Source organism: Weissella confusa (genome assembly GCF_004766315.1).
GTDB classification, from domain to species: Bacteria; Bacillota; Bacilli; order Lactobacillales; family Lactobacillaceae; genus Weissella; species Weissella confusa_A.
Genome location: NZ_PVSN01000051.1, coordinates 20,842 through 39,198 on the forward strand (window position 1 = coordinate 20,842; position 18,357 = coordinate 39,198).

Genomic DNA, 18,357 nt, shown 5'->3' on the forward strand with positions numbered 1-18,357 from the left:
TTCTCCTAGTTCTTAACTGCGTTCTTCCAATCAAATGTGCCACCAACTGGGTTTACGAAGACGCCCTTAACCTTTGGATTCATCAAAGCGGTCATCTTTGAGTATGTCAATGGCGCTACAGCACCTTGCTTTTGCGCATACTCTTCAGCGGCTGCCAAGTCCTTAAAGCGCGCCTTCTCGTCGTTAGCATGTGTCGTCGTTGCCTTTTGGTAAAGCGCATCGTACTTCTTGTCAGACCAACCCGTTAGGTTCCATGAAGCCCCCGTTACCAACGTTTGCAACATATCAACCGGATCAGTGTAATCCGCGTTCCACGTTGCCAATGACAAATCAAACTTGCCGGCCTTTTGCAGTGAACTCGTTTGCTTGGCTGGCACTGACTTCACTGACACCGTCAAGCCCTTCAAGTTCGTTTCCAATTGTGATTGCAAGTATTGGCCAGTTTGCTTAGCTGCATCGGTATCGTTTGTTAACAAAGTCAACTTCACTTGCTTTTGACCAACTTGCTTCAACCCTTGTTGCCACAACTTTGCAGCTTGTGCCTTGTCATAACTGACGTACTTCGTGTGCGCACCAACTGTGAAGTCCTTGCCCGTGTTTGGATCCTTTGCCAACCCCTTGGCGGTAAAGGTCTTGGCTGGTTCAGCCGCACCAGTCAACACATTCTTTGCTAGCTTCTCACGGTTAACTGCAAATGATAGTGCCTGACGAACCTTCACGTTTTGCAACGCCTTATTCTTTTGGTTCATTGTCATGTAGGTCGTCGCAGCAGTATCAACTACCGTGTAACCAGCCTTGTTCTTTGAGTTGCGGGCTTGCGTGGCATTCAACAACGCAAAGTCCGTCTTGCCTGAGTTGTATAGGTTGAAACTCGTCGTTGCATCGGCCGTTGTCGTCACGTTGACGGCTGGCGTCTTAACATTGGCTGCGTCCCAGTAATTTGGGTTCTTTTCATACGTATATGATGAACTTGAACCATCCCACTTCTTCAAGACGTATGGCCCACTTGAAAGTGAATCGACAGCGGTCGTGCCAAACTTTTGACCCGTTTGCTCAACGAAACTTTGCTTTTCAGGGAAGAAGTACATCATCGCCAACTCAGCCTTAAATTGGGGCAATGGACGCTCCAACGTTACTTGCAACGTTGTATCATCGAGCGCCTTAGCACCCAATTCATTCAAATCTGTAACCTTACCAGCTTGGATGGCATCAGCGTTCTTCACCCCGCTGAAGAACATCGCTCCGATAGCCGCCGTCTTAGGATCATTCGTACGTTGCCAACTGTAGACGAAATCTTGGGCTGTTAACTTTGAACCGTCTGACCACTTCAAGTTGTCACGCAACTTAAACGTCCACGTCAAACCATCTTGTGACACGTCGGCTGATTGGGCCGCTGCCAATTCTGGTTGACCACTCTTGCCAACACGGTACAAACCTTCACCGGTTGCCATAACCGCGTCTTGTGATGGGATGTCCGCAACGTTTGAAGGGTCGGTCGTCTTTAGATCACCGGTAAGCGTCCAATTGATGGCCTTACCTTCACTTGCTGAAGCAACTGGCACCCCAGTCCCTGCGACCATACCCAATGTAACTGACAACAAAACTGAATTCTTAACAAACTTATTCATAACCACATATCTCCTAATATTCCTGTATGACCTACGAGTAAAAGTTTGAGCTCAAAAAAATATATAAAAAAAACGGCTAGTATTCTGCGCAAAATACTAGCCGTTACTCGTTTACAAAGTAATTAAATTTGGCTAGCCATGATAATCTTCCTTGGGAAGCAGTCATGGCTAGCGTTAGCATCTCAAAAAGCCAACCATCACTGCGAAATAATAATAATAATCGCAATGATAATTGGGGCAACCAACGTCATAACATTCAACTTTTCTACTGACACGTTCTTCATGACGTTGTCCTCCTCTTTTCTTGATGTTCTTAAGTATACGAGGTTAATTATAAAAGTCAACACTTTTCTCTAATTTAATTTTAATCAAACGTTTTAAGGTTGGTTTTGCAGAGGTTGGTAGTATGTGTCCGCCCTTACGGCCGGAGTGCTTGGCCCCTTCTAGGGCACGCTAACCCGTCCAAACCATGACCTGCAGGGAGCGCGAACCACAGCAAGCTGCGTTTCCCTTTACCTCCCGTGGCTCTAAGCGGGAAACCCGCTAAGAACCCACACCTGCGGGTCAAGGTCTGCACGTGTCTATACGCGTGGCGGGGCCAAGCAATACTCTAATTGGTCAGTTTTTCATCCACCGCAAGATAACAAGGTAACTGTTCACCTACTTATTTCCATGTGGCTTATTATCTCAAACAGAATAGAACATCTCGGCTGCTGGCATGGAAGGTCGGCACTATCGGAGCGTTCAAATGCGGGCAACATGCCGCATGGCCGGCGCTATTCAGACAAGCCACACAGGACTAAAAGGATTAGGGGGAATTATTTGCCCCGCTGAATGGCGTCCGCGCCATTCGGTTGCCCACATTTGAACTTTGCCGGAGATAGTGTCGAACTTCCATGCCTCGACGCAACGCGTCGACACATACCACTAAACAAAAAACACCCAGAAAAAATCTGAGTGCTTCATGTGTTGATTATTCAAGTGTTGTGCTGATTTCGTTGATCCACTCAGTCATAACTGGGTAGTCATTGCCTTCACCTTCTACGATACGGGCTGGCAATACTGAACCTAGATAGTGCTTGGCCAACAATTGTGACAACACCAAACCACCAATCACATCAAGGATGTACGTGTCGTTCAATGTACGGAACGTCAAAACGTTGTCCGTGTTGCGCGCAATGTGGAAACGATCAATGGCAAAATTGATTGTCTTGGCAACATCCCCAATCCCACTAACCGTTGAGCTAGCGGTATCGAAGGCGTTTAGTTCGGCTTGCAACACATCTTGCCAGTTGGCCAATGGCACTTGGCGTGGTTGCTCACGTTGAATATCTGCTAGTGATAATGACATGTTCAGTTCCACCTAAATTTAATAATTACTATTCATTATAGACTAACCACTAACATTTCGTCATTAATATCCCTTATGCGAACTTTTCAGCAGAACCTTCAGGCACGCGAACCAAGTCTAAGGCAACCAAGCGCTCGGCGATTTGTACCGCGTTCCAAGCAGCTCCCTTCAACAAGTTATCTGACACAACCCACATGTGGTAGCTACCATCGTTTTCAAGGTCTGGACGCACGCGACCAACAAAGGTATCGCGCTTACCTTCCGCGTTGATTGGTTGTGGGTAAATTTGGTTGGCTGGATCATCTTCCAACACCACCCCTGATGCTTCTGACAAGGCTTGTTGAATCTTTGGTGTTGAAGCGCCGTCTGCGTCAGCAACTTCAAAGTAGACCGTTTCACCGTGACCAACTGGGACTGGCACACGCACTGCGGTTGCCGTCACCTTGATATCCTTAGCGTTCTTGTCGCCCAACATAATCTTCTTCGTTTCATGAATCATCTTGTACTCTTCGTGCGTGTAGCCTTCATCTTCGAATACGTCGATTTGTGGCAACAAGTTGAAGGCCAATGGATAGTGCTTCTTGTCACCCTTTACTGGCAAGATTTCAGCGGTTTCTGGTTCACCGTTCAAGTGTTGTTGTGCTTGGTCGAGCAACTCTTGCCAAGCTGATTGACCAGCACCAGAAGCGGCTTGGTACGTTGAGACGATGACTTGCTTCAAACCAAATTGTTCGCGAATTGGCTCAAGGGCCACGACCATTTGAATCGTTGAGCAATTTGGGTTAGCAATAATGCCGTTGTGTTCGTACAATGCTTGTTCATTCACTTCAGGTACAACCAACGGTACATTGTCGTTCATGCGCCAAAATGACGTGTTATCCACGGCAACCGCCCCACGCTTCACCGCTTCTGGCAATAAGCGAGCTGATACGGAACCACCAGCTGATGCCAGTACCAAGTCCACCCCTTCAAATGACTCCGGTTGCGCCTCTTCAATCGTGATTATTTCACCACGGAACTCACGTGTTTGACCGGCTGAGCGGGCTGATGCCAATAGCTTTAGTGACGCCACTGGAATTGATGACTGGGCCAATTGTTCAATTAAACGAGACCCCACTGCGCCGGTAGCTCCCAAGATAGCAACTGTATATAATCGTTCTTCACTCATGTATTTACTCCTCAAATTTTAATAAAACCCCAAATTTTGGGTACATTAAAAGCACAAGCCGAAATTGACCGGTTGTGCTTCCAAAAATTAAATTGTTCTCATTTTATCCCTTCAAAGCAACGTATTGCTTCAAACGGTTAACGGCTTCCGTTAGGTCTTCAGTTGAGGCTGCGTATGACAAACGTACGTAGCCTTCACCGCCGGCACCAAAGATTGAACCTGGTGCGATACCTAGCTTCACCGTTTCTGCCAAATCAATGACAAATTCCATGTCGTTCGTGTTCAACGTCGCTGGAATCTTGGCAAAGATATAGAAGGCACCACCTGGTTGTGCGGCTGTAAAACCAGCTTCCGCCAAGCCAGCCATGACCAAGTCACGACGTTGCTTATACGTATCACGCATATCAATGGCGTCCTGACGACCATTACGCAATGCCTCTTCAGCAGCTGCCATCATTGGACCAGGTGCCGTCGTTACCAAGAATTGGTGCATCTTGCCGACGTGGGCCATCAACGTCGCTGGACCAGCCACATAACCAATACGGTAGCCTGTCATAGCATGAGACTTTGACAAACCGCTAATCAAAATGGTTTGATCTGGTAGCAATGATGCCATTGAAACGTGATCACCATCGTAAACCAACTCAGCGTAAATCTCATCTGAGAAGACCAACATGTTGTGAGCCTTTAGAATTGCGGCGATTGCCTCAATTTGCTCAGCTGAGTACGTCACGCCAGTTGGGTTTGATGGGTAGTTAAACAAGATAGCCGTGGCATCTGGGTTTTCAGCCAGCGTTGCTTCCAACTTTTCTGGCGTCAACACAAAATCAGGTGCCGTGTTAATGCCCACGACATCAAGACCGATAATGTCAGCAATCGCTTCATACATTGGGAATGTTGGCGTTGGGATAATAATCTTCTCCCCCGCGTTCAACAAGCCATTCATCGTTGCAAACAATGCTTCTGAAGCACCAACCGTCACGACAACTTCGCCATTTGGGTTGTAACTTGGTGCATCAAATCGCTCCACCAAGTAATCAGAAATTGCTTCACGCAAACTCAAGTGACCGTGTGGTGCGGCGTAGTGTGAATCATCAGCATCAATAGCGGCCTTCGTAGCCGCCTTAATGTGATCAGGCACCGCAAAATCAGGCTCGCCTAGCGTCAACTTGATGATGCCATCAATGGCTGAAAACTTTTGATCAATCACACGGATTGGTGATGGCAAAATCTTGGCAAGCTCCTTGTTATAACGGTTTGCAAGGGCTGGATTTACTTCTGGCATGTCAGTCTCCTTTGGCTCTCAGGCCATTCTTTTTTCTTAAGCCTCGCTGGACTTGGGCAACAATTACAATAGGTGTTCTAGACCGACTACCAGCCCATCGATTTGATGAACCTGACGAATAGCTAGCGCAACGCCCCCCATAAATGATGTGCGTGTAAATGACGTTTGCTTCAAACGTAGCGTTTCACCTGGCGCACCAAAGATGACTTCTTCTTCGGCAACGTAGCCTGGCAAACGAACGGCGTGCACGGGCACGTTATCAATAACTTCACCACGGGTCGCATCATGTTGGCGTTGTGCCACTGGTTCAGCTTCACGGGCAGCCGCAATTTTTGCAGCCGTCGCTTTGGCCGTGCCAGATGGTGCATCCAACTTATGCGGATTGTGAATTTCGATAATTTCAGCATCCGGCATATACTTGGCTGCCTGCTCAGCAAATTGCATCAGCAAAACAGCTGACAATGAGAAGTTTGGCACAATAATCGCATGACGATTATACTTCTGTGCCAGGTGTCCCAATTGCGTCACGTCTTCAGCGGACAACCCACTGGTACCAACAACCAGATCATAACCATGAGACAACGCATAAGTCGCATTATCAAAGGCTGATTCAGGTTGCGTCACATCCACCCAAACATCGGCTGGCGTGTCGATCTCGTCCAGTTCAGTATACACGGAAATGGGACTTTCATGAAGCGTTGCTGAGAGAATTCCCACTAATTCTAAATCTGGTTGTTCAGCAATGAGCGATTGGATTTCCAGCCCCATTTTACCAAAGCCACCGGCTAATAAAACTGTTGTCATGTTTAATCGTCCTTTTCATTGAGTGTCGCTTGCACATCCGCCAATTCAGCGTCCGTTAATGGCAAAATTGGCAAACGTGTCGTGTTTTCGATTTCGCCACGTTGTGCCAATACTGCTTTGACTGGCGCTGGGGATGGGTAGCGGAAGAACGCGTTCATGCGTGGCGTTAACCAACGTTGCAAGCGTCCTGCTGTTTCGATATTACCGTCCGCAACCGCCACAAACAAGTCCGCCATTTCGCGACTATATACGTGAGCAGCCACTGAAATCGTTCCCGTTGCGCCGACCGCCTTGGCCGCCAACGTTTGGGCATCCTCCCCAGTGTAAACTGCAAAATCAGCTGGTGTGTGACCAACCAAGAATGCCAAATCATCAATCGTAGTTACTTGCTTAACCGCATTAATCATTGGATGTTGGGCCAACGTTACGACAGAGTCATTCGTTAGTCCCACCGCTGAGCGCCCCGGAATGTTATACAGCATTACCGGCACGCTTGATGCGTCAGCAATCGCCGTAAAGTGGGCAATCATCCCCGCCTGACTTGGCTTATTGTAATAAGGCGTCACCGCCAACAAGCCATCGACACCAGGAATGGCGCTCACTTCCTTAGCCAACGCCACTGAATGTGCCGTGTTATTATCACCAACATTAGCAACCACCACGCCACGCTCGCCGATATGAGCAGCGAAATGCGTATACAACGCAATTTTTTCGTCATGCGTTAGCGTTGGTGATTCACCTGTTGTGCCCCCGATGACAAATCCTTGGGTTCCCTCATGCAACAACCGATCTGCTAGTCGGTCTAATGCCACATAATCAATTTGGTCATTCGCCGTAAATGGCGTAATAATTGCGGTAATTAATTCAATATTTTCGTACATCACTCTTCCCCTATTGCGCCATGCGCCATGTTAAGTAACCCGTTATCGCATTCACACCTGGCTGAATGGCCGCTTCATTTGGTGATAACCCTGCTTCATGTAAACTATGCGATGCATCATCGACACCAAGCCAGAACATCGTCCCTGGAATTTGGTGTAACAAATAACCAAAATCTTCCCCGGTCATAGCTGGGGCAATGTCCGTGTAATCAACGTCAGGTGCGTTGGTCATATAATCAATGAATAATTGTGTTGTGGTCGGATCATTTTCAACCGGTAGATAGCCACCTTGGATTAAGGATAAATCCGCGGTCACACCATATGTCGTTTCGATGCCGGCAACGATGTCGCGCACGCGTTGTTGCATCATTTCAATGTCTGTTTGGCGGAAAGCCCTAATTGTGCCATCCAAGTGCGCCGTTTCAGCAATCACATTACCAATCGTCCCGGCATGGAACGTCCCCAACGTCACAACGCCACCGCGAACTGGATCAACATTGCGTGACACAATCGTCTGAATCGCCGATACAAACACTGCCCCTGCCACAATTGCGTCGGTCGCTTGATGTGGAAATGCGGCGTGCCCACCACGACCAGTAAACGTGACGTGAATTTCCGTTGTCCCGGCAAACAGCGTACCCATGTGACTCGCAATTTGACCAGCTGGTAAGCCAGGATGATCATGCAAGCCGTAGAATTCATCAGGGCGCCAGTCTCCCGTAAAGGCCCCTGCTTCATACACACGTCGTCCACCATAATCTGACTCTTCAGCCGGTTGGAAGAAGAAAATTAAATTATCCTTCGGTTGATGCGTGGCAAAGTATGCCAGCACACCAAGCCCGACTGTCATATGCATATCGTGTCCGCAGGCATGCATCACACCTTCATTTGTCGAAGCGAACGGCAATCCGGTCGCTTCGGTGATTGGCAAGGCGTCGATATCGGCGCGATACCCAATGGTCCGGGTCGGATTTGTGCCAGCCAGGCGCACCAACAAAGCCGTTGGCACCTCAGGTATTTCACGAATCGTCATGAAATCCGTTTTGAATGTTTCGATAACGTTTTTCAAATACGCATGCGTTTGCGTTTCGTGTAAGGCTAGTTCGGGGATTTGATGCAAATCACGTCGAATTTTGATTAAATCTAGTGTCGTCATATGCTACCCCTGTTTCATTAATCCAAATTACGTAATGCATCAACTAATGCTGTCTTCGCACTCGTTTGGGCATCGATTTCCTTGATTACGCGCGCTGGCACCCCAGCTACCACTGTGTTCGCAGGGACGTCCTTCGTGACAATCGCACCAGCCGCAACCACCGCGTTGTCACCTACTTGAACCCCTTCAATCACAACCGCATTCGCACCAATCAACACGTTATCGCCAATGCGCACCGGTTGTGCTGAAGCTGGTTCAACCACCCCAGCCAGTACGGCACCTGCACCAACGTGACTGTGCGCCCCAACAATGGCACGGCCACCAAGTACAGCACCCATATCAATCATCGTACCAGGTCCAATTTCAGCGCCGATGTTAATAATGGCTCCCATCATAATGACGGCGTTCGCGCCAATTTCGACTTGATCACGAATAACGGCACCCGGTTCAATACGGGCTGGCACACCATCGTAATTAAGCAACGGCACACCAGAGTTGCGAGCCAACAATTCCACGTGTTGATTCGTGATTTGGTCGGCATGCGCCGCCAATACCGGCGCAATTTCGTTATAGTCACCAATAACGGTCCCCGTGCGCGTTTCAATAAATGCTTGGACCGTTTCTGGCCAAACGATATCGGCCAAGTCCCCCGCTAATGTCACGCGTGCTGGCGTTTGCTTGGGTGCAGTTGCAATGAAATTAATGATTGATTGTGCGTCTAATTCTGCCATGTTATGACCTCTTTCTTCCTATAAGTAGTGGCGATCTAGTCGCACGATATCTTGGTAGCTTTCACGTTCAACAACCACCCTCGCTTCACCGTTTTCAACAAAGACAACAGCGGGACGTGGGTTGCGGTTATAGTTGGATGCCATCGAGTAACCATATGCCCCGGTTGCCAGAACGGCGAGGACATCCCCAGCCTTCGTCTTTGGCAACGCCTGCTCCCAAACCAGCACATCCCCTGATTCACAGTACTTACCAGCAACACGAACGACTTCTTCAGTTGGTGCATCTGGTTGGTTAACCAACACCGCTTCGTACTTGGCTTGGTACAAAGCAGGACGAATATTGTCACCCATCCCACCATCAACAGCTAGGTATGAACGAATGCCTGGCACATCTTTACGTGAGCCAATCGTGTACAAACTCATACCTGCTGGACCAACAATTGAACGACCTGGTTCAATCCAGACGGCTGGCATTGGCATCCCATATTCAGTCGTCTTTTCAGCAATCGTATCGATAATTGCTGCTACGAAATCAGATGCTGGAATCGGTTCGTCATCTTCGGTATATCGAATGCCGAAACCACCACCGGTGTTAATCACCTTCGGATTGAAGCCCCATTCATGAACCAAATCAACCAGCTTTGTGGCTGCCATTTGGAAACCAGTCACATCGAAGATTTGTGACCCGATGTGTGCGTGAACACCCAACACATTGAAGTGCGGATCAGCTAATGCTTCTTGCAATGCCGCTTGGGCTTGGCCACTATTCACATCAAAGCCAAACTTACTATCCGTTTGACCTGTCGAAATGTAATCGTGCGTGTGCGCCTCAACACCTGGCGTAATACGTAATAAAATGTTTTGCACACGGTCACGTTCAGCCAACAAATCATGAAGCAAATGCAGTTCGAAAAAGTTGTCGACAATAATCGTGCCTAGATTGTTCTCAATCGCCATCACAAGTTCTTCTTCAGACTTGTTATTACCATTGAAAGAGACATCGCTCATTGGGAAGTTCGCTTCAAGGGCCGTGTAAATCTCACCACCCGACACAACATCAATATGCATCCCTTCTTGGGCAGCCACCTCATACATTGCAACTGTTGCGAAAGCCTTTGAAGCGTATGAGACGGCGTAATCGACCTGGCGTTCTGTAAAAACGCGCTTGAAGTCACGCATCTGTTGGCGCATTGCTGACACATCGTAGGCATACAAAGGTGTGCCAAATCGTTCTGCTAATTCGTTTGCTTCTACACCGCCAACCGTCAAATGGCCGGCAGCATTCGTTTCATATGGTGTTGTCATCTTATTTCCCCTACTAATCTGTAATTTGACGATAAATGCGTTCTTGTAAGCCAGTTGAAATTTCCCAAGGTGCCAATCCCACATAATCAGCGACATCTTCAAGGCGGTTTTCAACATCACCTTGGCGACCGATAATCGTAACGGTCGTCCCAATTGGTAATTCACCAGGCAATGAAATCATCATCTGATCCATGGCTAGCTTCCCAACAATTGGACGATTCTCGCTATTCACAATCACTTCAAATCCTTGCATCTTACGTGGTAGACCGTCACCGTAACCAACCGGCACTGTGCCAATCCACTCGCCTTCTTCGGTGTAGTACGTGTGACCGTAGCTCACACCTTCGCCCTTGTGGCAACGCTTGACGAAGACCAACTCCGTTTCAAGTGTCATCACCGGCTCCAAATAATCATCATCACGAAGTTCACCAAGCGATGGTTCAACGCCGTACACCACCGTACCAGCCCGAATGACATCCGTTGGCATTTCGTCAGCGTGATACATGGCGGCTCCTGAGTTAGCGAGATGAACCAAAGGAGGCATTGGCAGGCCATCCGTCAACTCGTGCCAGCAGTGCAATTGTTGATGGAAGTAATCTTCCTCTGTCGAATCTGCTTCAGAGAAATGCGTCATGATGCTTTGATAATCAAAAATGTCATCATGGGCCTTCAAATAGGTAATTGCCGTTTCCAACGTCGCCCGTTCACGGAAGCCGATGCGCCCCATACCGGTATCTACCGCCAAGTTCACTTGCAAACGTGGCCCATCAGGACTTAAGTATTCGGCTGCCGTTTCTAACCAAGCAAGCGAACCGACCGTTGCCATCACTTGGTTATCGGCCAACAACTTCGCATATTGTGGCAACGTAATCCCCAACACCAAGATTGGTGCGGTGATACCTGCTTGGCGTAATGCCAATCCTTCATCCAAAACTGCGACAGCCAATCCATCAACGCCACCCGCTAAGGCCGCTTGACTCATGGGTACCAACCCAAAACCATAAGCATTGGCCTTCACTGCCAAAAAAACGAAACTTGCGTGGGCACTTTCACGAACCTGTTGAACATTGTGCGTGACTGCTGCTTGCGAAATATTAAGACGTGTCGGACGTGTGACTGCTACTACCATGATGCTTTCCTCTTTTTCTTTAGTGTCCGTCGGGCAAACAAAAACGATCAACCGACGGCACTATCGCACTGTCAGTTGATCGCTCGAAAAAGCATTCAAATAGACTGTTACGATAGCTCTCCGCTGATTTCCAGCGACAGTCCAACAGCTCTTAACTGTTGTCCCAACAAATTAGTTGCGCTAATTCATTTCGGCGACCGCCCCTTTCACTTAACGTCCTTGCCGGTGCCGGCTCGGTTAAGTTACTCTTGTTGGTCGCAACCTCTATCAATAATTAAGATACGATTAGAATACTCCTTAGCATTATGAGTGTCAAGGGTTGACTTTTGAGAACTTTTCTTTTTAAATTATCGTCAATTAGCCATTATTCGAAGGAGTTAATCATGAAAGTTGTAAAATTTGGCGGGTCCTCCCTTGCGAACGGACCTCAACTCGAAAAAGTTTTAAATGTTATGTTGGCCGATACAGAGCGTAAAATTCTCGTTGTATCAGCGCCAGGCAAGCGTTTCAAAGAAGATATTAAAGTCACTGATTTATTAAAGACCTACGCGCAACTGACAATTGTTGGCGAAGACACGACCGATATTCAAACGCAGATTTTACAACGTTACCGTGACATCGTTACTTATTTTGAATTAGAAGAAAATGAGATTCTATCATCCTTATCTGATCAACTTGCGCAATTGAGTCGCATTCACTACCCGTCATTTGATTACTTATATGCAGCTTTCATGGGGCATGGCGAATATTTGAATGCACAATTGGTCGCATATGTTCTCCGCGAGCTCGGTCATCCGGCGCAATTTGTGTCACCGCATGACCTTGGCTTAACCGTCTCAGGCTCACCTATGGCGGCACGTGTGAACGAAGATAGCTATGACCGCATCGCTGCGTTCACACTCCCTAGTGAAGGCTTGATTGTTGTCCCTGGTTTCCTTGCCTATACCACTGATGGTTTAATGGCGACATTCAGTCGCGGTGGTTCTGATATTACCGGTGCCATTTTGGCCCGTGGATTCCACGCAGATATGTACGAAAACTTCACTGATGTTTCAGCTATCTATGCCGTCGATCCACACATCATCAAAACACCCGCTGCGATTGAAACCATGACCTACCGCGAGATGCGAGAACTCGCCTACGCCGGTTTCGCCGTTTTTCACGATGAAGCGATTATTCCAGTTATCGAGGCGGATATACCAATTAACGTGAAGAACACGAACGAGCCAGATGCACCTGGCACGATGATTGTGCCGGTAGATCAAGTTTCTAATCCAGCGAAGGTCACTGGCATTGCCAGCGACGACCGTTTCGCTGCTTTGTACCTTCACCGCTACTTGCTTAACAAGGAAGTTGGTTTCACGCTTCGAATTCTGCAAATCTTGGCACGCCACGGTGTAAGTTATGAGCACATGCCATCAGGTATCGATGACATGACGATTATCTTTGATAAGACCCAGCTCACCCAACCAATTCAGGATGTCATTTGCGCTGAAATTCAAGCCGAAATCGCACCGGACCATCTAGAATGGATTGATGATTTTGCGATTATCATGGTGGTTGGCGAAGGTATGCAAAACCGTGTTGGCGCTTTCTCGGAAATCGCAACACCCTTGTCTGAAGCCGGCATTACGTTGCCGATGATCAACCAGGGTGCCTCACAAATTTCATTGATGCTTGGTGTGAAAGCCAGCCAAGTCAACTACGCCGTCCGCGTTATCTACGACGCCGTCTTCTAAATAACAACAAAAAGCCGAGAACCTGTTTAAAACAGATTCTCGGCTTTCATTTGTGATTAAAATTGATTCTTCGCGTAATTACGCAACGTTGCTTCTAGACCGGCGTTGCGGGCAGCTGGGCGAACATCCAACGCTTGGTGGATTTCACCACCTTGGCCAGCATAGTTAGCTGACTCAGTGTTGGCAATCATCTGCAACTCATCAAGTGAGTAAACAGTATGATCTTGCACGAAACGTACTGACCCATCTGCAACAATCACTTGATGCGCTTCAAGTGGTTGCCACAATGACACAATCTGATCAGCTGAATCGAAAATCAATTCAACGTGATAATCAGGTGTGACCACCTTCACATTTGATTGGTCCGCTACGCCACGATTGTGCAGACTAACACCAGGGTGCAGCACCTCGTGACCCATCTCTTCAAGGACCTTTGCCTCATACATCGCACGCGTCCAGCCTTGGGCACGCACAAAATCAGACACTGGCTTACCAAGATAGTAACGCAGTTGGTTGTCAAACGTCGCCGTCAACAATCGACTGGTTGCATAACGTGAGCGAATACCGTTCCAAGCACGGTACTTTAATCGCATCAAGTAGGCAACACGATTAACAAACTGCCAATACGCTTGTAGTTCATCTTCATCGTTAATTTGTAGGTAGTATAAGCTAGGCGTTGCTTCACGATCATCCCAAAGACCCAAATGTGTCATTTGCACAAAGTTGGTTTCATCTAGATATAACCCCAAAACATTGTACAACATCCCCAAACGGTCAGTTGCTGGCGCGCTACCACGGTGGAAACCGGCTACTAACATTTCTGTAAAGAGCGCTGATCCCACTCTGTGTGCTTCAAACCACTTGGCTTCCAATACGTCCATCATCGTCGCATCGTTTAGCTCAGGTTCCTTCGCAACGGCCTCAACATATGCTGCCAAGGACTTAGGTAACCAACCATCAGCCATCAATGTCTCAACTTGCCCTATCAAAGCTGCTGACATTGCTGCCTTATGTTCGGTTACTCCGGTCGGATTCGCTATTAAATCGCGTGTTCGCTTAAACAAAATTGTCATGGCGCACCTCCTCAAGGTACTAGCTTACCATAATTAAGCTAATGGTGCAGTCGACTCGCGTACAACTAAGTTTGCATCGAACGCTGAAACTTGGCGTGGTGCGTCCGGTTCTGCAATCCGCTTGAGCACTGAATCCAAGGCGGCCTTGGCGATATCCCAGACCGGTTGCTCAATCGTCGTCAACGCTGGACGGAAGAACTCCGCATAATCAGTGTCGTCATAACCGATGACTGACATTTGTTCTGGCACCTTAATTCCGATTGCATTCAATCCCGAAATCACACCAATTGCTAGCTCATCATTCAACGCAAAAGCAGCTGTCGCATGCGTGACTGAGACTGCCATCGCGGCCGCACGACCAGCGTGCTTCGTCAAATTACGTGTGGCCACTTCGCTAACCTTCACACCAGCTTCGGCCATCGTTTCCTTGAAACTAGCGGTACGGTATTGCAAGTTATCCGTATAAACCTGATTACCCAACAACACCACGTGCTTGTGGCCCAATGCAATCAAGTGTTCTGCAGCCTTGCGACCACCTTGCGTATCTGATGCATAAACGGCATCCGCATCTTCCAATTCATCGTGGTTTTCAAGCACGACCATGGCAATGCCACGGCGACGCAAGCTACGCGCAACGGCAGGTGGATTAGACAATTGACTCGCTACAACCAAGCCTTGTGCTCCCGCAGCTACCAATGTTTCAACTGTTTGATCAGCCGTGCTGGTTTCCGCTGTCATGATTTGCAATGACACATTTTCTGGCAACACCTCTTGCATACGTTGCACAATGTCACCAAAATATGGATTGCGCAAACTTGGTACAATGACGCCAATCATCGTCGTTGTCCCACGTTTCAAGCTACGGGCACTGGCGTTTGGCACGTAACCAACCTCGTCACGTGCAGCCAACACCTTTTGTTTCGTGGCGTCTGAGAATCGTTCTCCCTTGCCATTCAGTACTTGTGACACAGTTGCAATTGAAACCCCCGCCAAATTAGCAACGTCACGGATTGAAGCCTTCCCCATTATTCCGTCTCCTTCTTAAAACACTGTTAACCCAGTTCCTGCAATATCAACCACTTTAAATTCACCTGGCAAATCCAAATAAGCCAGCACATCTAACAAATCTTGGGTTTGGTTTGGTGCAACCAACGTCACCACCGCTGGTCCATCACCCGCAACCACTGATCCGTATACATCAAGTGCATGTGATGCTTGGCGAATCGCGCCCAACTCTGGCACGTCATTAATCACTGCCCGTTGGATATTATCGGTTTCCAACAATTGCCCAGCCAATACCAATTGTTGTGACTGCCAGGCTGCCAACAACATATTACCGGCAGCTGCCGTTCCGGTTGCATCTGCTAGCGTGATTTCGGTTGGCTTGTCAGCCTTGTCTGTGCGTTGGTAATCAGGTAAATAGATTACCGCTTGATATTCAGGCGCGACCACCCCACTAGCGAAAACGTTACCGTCGTTTAAGTAGCTAGCTGTCACACCACCAAGCAACGCCGCCGTGACATTCGCTGGTTGTCCTTCCGTACGAGCGGCCAACGTCAGCTTTGTGTAGTCATCTAGACCGAGTTCGCCCAGTTGGTTCGCCAACTCAATCGCTGCCAAAAGTGCCGCCGTCGATGAACCCAAGCCTTGGCGCAACGGAATATCTGACGTCACGCGTAGTACATGTGGCGTAATATCTGGATACAACTTCTTGGCAACCGCCACAATGTAATTCGTCTCATCATAAGGAATCGTATCCCCTAGATTGTGTTCAACCACCCAAACATTGCTTGCTTCAATGATTTCGACCGTTAATGAAAGGTCTAGCGCCATGCCTAGCGACGCGACCCCAGGTCCAAAATTGCCTAATGTTGCAGGTACCTTAATTGTTATCATGATTAATCTCTTTCCGGGTTAAATACCATGTAAACATTTTACCAACTTTTGAAAGGTTTTACAGCCCCTTATTGCGACTTATGTTCACAAATTGACCAACAATTCGCAAATTAGTTGCCTCTATCAACTAATATTGTTCGTATATTCCGAACGATAAAACGTTTTAACATTTTTCTTTCGTTGTTAAACATTTTACTTTGGTCAATTTAATAACTTTTTGTATCCCTTTCGGCCAAGTTGTTCTACAATAGAACTCGTAACAAAAATGCAGGGTAGATTTTGATGCGTTAAGTGCTGTGGAAACGGAATGTGGGCCACAGACGAAGGACTGGTACGTTCGCGATATCATTATCACATTCACTGTAATAGGTGAAACCCTCCAAATAAAATTAGGAGGTGTTTTCGATATGAAGACATTAAGTTACGCATTGCCACGTTTGCGCACGACGCAGTTGGCATTACTAGGAATTTTGATGGCGTTGGAAATCGTCATCGGCCGTTTTACGTTTGGACCAGCTTCCGTTAAGGTTGGTTTCACGTTCATCGTTGTTGGGTTGATTGCCAAGTGGTACGGCCCTTACTGGGGAATGATTGTTGCATTCTTCAACGATTTTATTTCAACGATGATTAGTGGTTACAGCTATTTCTGGGGATTCGCCCTGTCAGCTCTAGTTGGGGCTGCCATCTACGGCTTCTCATTCTATAACCGCGAGCACATCAGCTGGGCCCGCGTTATCATCACGGTTATTCTAGTTTTGGTTATTGTAAATGCTATTATGAATACGCTATGGATTGTAATTATGGGTGGTATGACTGATCCACACGCAATCACATCACTCCTTTGGGTACGTGGTGTGAAGCAAATCATCTTCCTACCAATTCAAGCGATTATCCTTTATTTCTTCTTGAACCACCCAGTTCTTGAGCAAATGAAGTCACGCCTAATGATGAAGTAATTAAATAAAGAGGATTCGACACCAGTCGGATCCTCTTTTTGTGTGACTTAGAAACTTTGATGAACAGCTAGTCCTTGTTCGACACAAGCTGCCTCAAATGAATTGGCGAACTTATTGCGCTCATCAGGTGTACTGAACTTTAGCTTGAACGCATTTTCGATTGTGTCACAACCAATATGATAGACACAACTGTCATAAACGCGTCCAACGAATACTTGTCGCTTACCGTAGCCAGATTGCTTAACGGCTGAATAAACGAACAATGCGGTTTGCTGCGGGATTTCGCGAGCGCTATCTAATAGTGCCCACAGCTTTTGTTCCCCGTGTAGCTTGTTTTTTTGGTGAAACTCCTGTCCGTGCATGTCTGCCTCCAAAACTTCAAACCTGGCGGCGATACCACCAGTGCACTATCAACAAACTAAGCATATCCTGAATTTTATTTTTCGGCAAATCACCTTTATGTTTTTTAAAGGACTTAACTTTTATATCCACGACATCATGTTATAATTAATGCACTAAACAAATTAATCGTAAAAAGGAATTTCATTATGAGCGAATCCGTATCAAAGACGCAGTATCTGCAAACGATTTTAGAGCTAAGCGGTGGTGATGACGACAGCAAGATTTCAAACAATCAAATCGCTGATCACTTGAACGTCACGCCTTCTTCAGTTTCAAACATGTTAGCGAAGTTGCAAGAAGCCGGCGAAGTTGATGTGGTGCCTTATTACGGCGTTACGCTGACGGAACCTGGTCGTCAAACTGCCCTTCGTTTGATTCGTTCACACCGTTTGATTGAAACATTCGGGGCAACTAAGCTTGGCCTTTCAATTTCTGAAGCGCACTTTAACGCTGACAACTTGGATCACGATGCCGACGATGAATTTGTTAACGCCCTTGAGAAGTTCTTGGATTATCCAAAATATTCACCTCATGGTTTGCTCATTCCGGACGCAAATTACAATTACGAACCAGATAAGTTGCGCACGTTACGTGAAGCAAATGATGGCGAAACCGTCACGCTTAATAGCTTTACGGAAGACTTAGAGTTGCTCCAATATGTAGAGACAGTTGGTGTAACCCTTGGTAGCACGTGGACAATCAAGGAACGTTTGCCATTCGATGGACCGCTTGTTTTGACGGACGGACGAAACGAAATCCAGATTACCCAACACGCTGCTGATTTTATCTACATTAACAACTAACAACAAAAGCCATTGGCCCCACGGATGCGGGCCAATGGCTTTTTGCATAT

At 47.4% G+C, this 18,357-nt stretch carries 17 protein-coding genes and 2 riboswitches; of the genes, 3 read left to right on the forward strand and 14 right to left on the reverse strand.

Annotated features, from left to right (window positions below; all coding sequences use genetic code 11):
* Window positions 1-5: 5 nt before the first annotated feature.
* The 10 genes from C6P11_RS07430 to alr all read right to left on the reverse strand — a co-directional run bounded on the left by C6P11_RS07430 (window position 6) and on the right by alr (window position 11,438).
* A complete protein-coding gene (locus tag C6P11_RS07430) occupies window positions 6-1,628 on the reverse strand; it encodes a peptide ABC transporter substrate-binding protein (protein WP_135519972.1) in 1,623 nt (540 codons plus the stop codon).
* A 973-nt stretch (window positions 1,629-2,601) separates the two neighbouring features.
* Window positions 2,602-2,979, reverse strand: a complete 378-nt coding sequence (locus C6P11_RS07435) for a hypothetical protein (protein WP_135519974.1) — start codon at window positions 2,977-2,979, stop codon at window positions 2,602-2,604.
* 73 nt (window positions 2,980-3,052) lie between these two features.
* Window positions 3,053-4,147, reverse strand: a complete 1,095-nt coding sequence (locus C6P11_RS07440; RefSeq protein WP_135519976.1) for an aspartate-semialdehyde dehydrogenase — start codon at window positions 4,145-4,147, stop codon at window positions 3,053-3,055.
* A gap of 103 nt (window positions 4,148-4,250) precedes the next feature.
* Window positions 4,251-5,432 (reverse strand): aminotransferase class I/II-fold pyridoxal phosphate-dependent enzyme, encoded by a 1,182-nt coding sequence (locus C6P11_RS07445; RefSeq protein ID WP_135519978.1) that lies wholly within the window; start codon window positions 5,430-5,432, stop codon window positions 4,251-4,253.
* Window positions 5,433-5,495: 63 nt separating this feature from the next.
* Window positions 5,496-6,236, reverse strand: coding sequence for a 4-hydroxy-tetrahydrodipicolinate reductase (gene dapB / locus C6P11_RS07450; protein ID WP_135519980.1), 741 nt, complete (start codon window positions 6,234-6,236; stop codon window positions 5,496-5,498).
* 2 nt (window positions 6,237-6,238) lie between these two features.
* Window positions 6,239-7,117: a 4-hydroxy-tetrahydrodipicolinate synthase gene (gene dapA, locus C6P11_RS07455; protein WP_135519982.1), complete on the reverse strand. Its 879-nt coding sequence runs from the start codon at window positions 7,115-7,117 to the stop codon at window positions 6,239-6,241.
* 10 nt (window positions 7,118-7,127) lie between these two features.
* Window positions 7,128-8,273 carry an N-acetyldiaminopimelate deacetylase gene (locus C6P11_RS07460; protein ID WP_135519984.1) on the reverse strand — a complete coding sequence of 382 codons (1,146 nt, stop codon included), beginning with the start codon at window positions 8,271-8,273 and terminating at the stop codon, window positions 7,128-7,130.
* A gap of 17 nt (window positions 8,274-8,290) precedes the next feature.
* On the reverse strand, window positions 8,291-9,004 hold the full coding sequence (dapD, locus tag C6P11_RS07465) for a 2,3,4,5-tetrahydropyridine-2,6-dicarboxylate N-acetyltransferase (protein WP_135519986.1): 714 nt from the start codon (window positions 9,002-9,004) through the stop codon (window positions 8,291-8,293).
* A gap of 18 nt (window positions 9,005-9,022) precedes the next feature.
* Window positions 9,023-10,309: a diaminopimelate decarboxylase gene (lysA, locus tag C6P11_RS07470; RefSeq protein WP_135519988.1), complete on the reverse strand. Its 1,287-nt coding sequence runs from the start codon at window positions 10,307-10,309 to the stop codon at window positions 9,023-9,025.
* 13 nt (window positions 10,310-10,322) lie between these two features.
* Window positions 10,323-11,438 (reverse strand): alanine racemase, encoded by a 1,116-nt coding sequence (gene alr / locus C6P11_RS07475; protein WP_135519990.1) that lies wholly within the window; start codon window positions 11,436-11,438, stop codon window positions 10,323-10,325.
* Between the two features lie 105 nt (window positions 11,439-11,543).
* Window positions 11,544-11,713, reverse strand: a riboswitch (Lysine riboswitch).
* Between the two features lie 108 nt (window positions 11,714-11,821).
* Here alr and C6P11_RS07480 point away from each other — a divergent pair.
* Entirely contained in the window at window positions 11,822-13,177 is a 1,356-nt protein-coding gene (locus tag C6P11_RS07480; RefSeq protein WP_135519992.1) for an aspartate kinase, read from the forward strand.
* Window positions 13,178-13,233: 56 nt separating this feature from the next.
* Here the strand turns inward: C6P11_RS07480 and C6P11_RS07485 are convergent, their stop codons facing one another.
* Genes C6P11_RS07485 through C6P11_RS07495 form a run of 3 tightly spaced genes read right to left on the reverse strand, consistent with a single transcriptional unit; the run spans window position 13,234 to window position 16,146 of the window.
* Entirely contained in the window at window positions 13,234-14,250 is a 1,017-nt protein-coding gene (locus tag C6P11_RS07485) for a DUF3114 domain-containing protein (protein WP_135519994.1), read from the reverse strand.
* Between the two features lie 33 nt (window positions 14,251-14,283).
* Window positions 14,284-15,276: a ribose utilization transcriptional repressor RbsR gene (gene rbsR / locus C6P11_RS07490; protein WP_004560464.1), complete on the reverse strand. Its 993-nt coding sequence runs from the start codon at window positions 15,274-15,276 to the stop codon at window positions 14,284-14,286.
* Between the two features lie 15 nt (window positions 15,277-15,291).
* Window positions 15,292-16,146 carry a homoserine kinase gene (locus C6P11_RS07495; RefSeq protein ID WP_135519996.1) on the reverse strand — a complete coding sequence of 285 codons (855 nt, stop codon included), beginning with the start codon at window positions 16,144-16,146 and terminating at the stop codon, window positions 15,292-15,294.
* A gap of 266 nt (window positions 16,147-16,412) precedes the next feature.
* Window positions 16,413-16,511: riboswitch (THF riboswitch) on the forward strand.
* A 42-nt stretch (window positions 16,512-16,553) separates the two neighbouring features.
* Here C6P11_RS07495 and C6P11_RS07500 point away from each other — a divergent pair.
* A complete protein-coding gene (locus tag C6P11_RS07500) occupies window positions 16,554-17,102 on the forward strand; it encodes a folate family ECF transporter S component (protein WP_135519998.1) in 549 nt (182 codons plus the stop codon).
* Window positions 17,103-17,149: 47 nt separating this feature from the next.
* Here the strand turns inward: C6P11_RS07500 and C6P11_RS07505 are convergent, their stop codons facing one another.
* Window positions 17,150-17,464 (reverse strand): hypothetical protein, encoded by a 315-nt coding sequence (locus C6P11_RS07505; protein WP_135520000.1) that lies wholly within the window; start codon window positions 17,462-17,464, stop codon window positions 17,150-17,152.
* A gap of 186 nt (window positions 17,465-17,650) precedes the next feature.
* Between C6P11_RS07505 and C6P11_RS07510 the strand changes: the two genes are divergently transcribed.
* The gene (locus tag C6P11_RS07510; protein ID WP_135520002.1) at window positions 17,651-18,307 is read left to right on the forward strand and encodes a metal-dependent transcriptional regulator; all 657 of its coding nucleotides are present in this window, start codon (window positions 17,651-17,653) and stop codon (window positions 18,305-18,307) included.
* The last annotated feature ends 50 nt before the right edge of the window (window positions 18,308-18,357 follow it).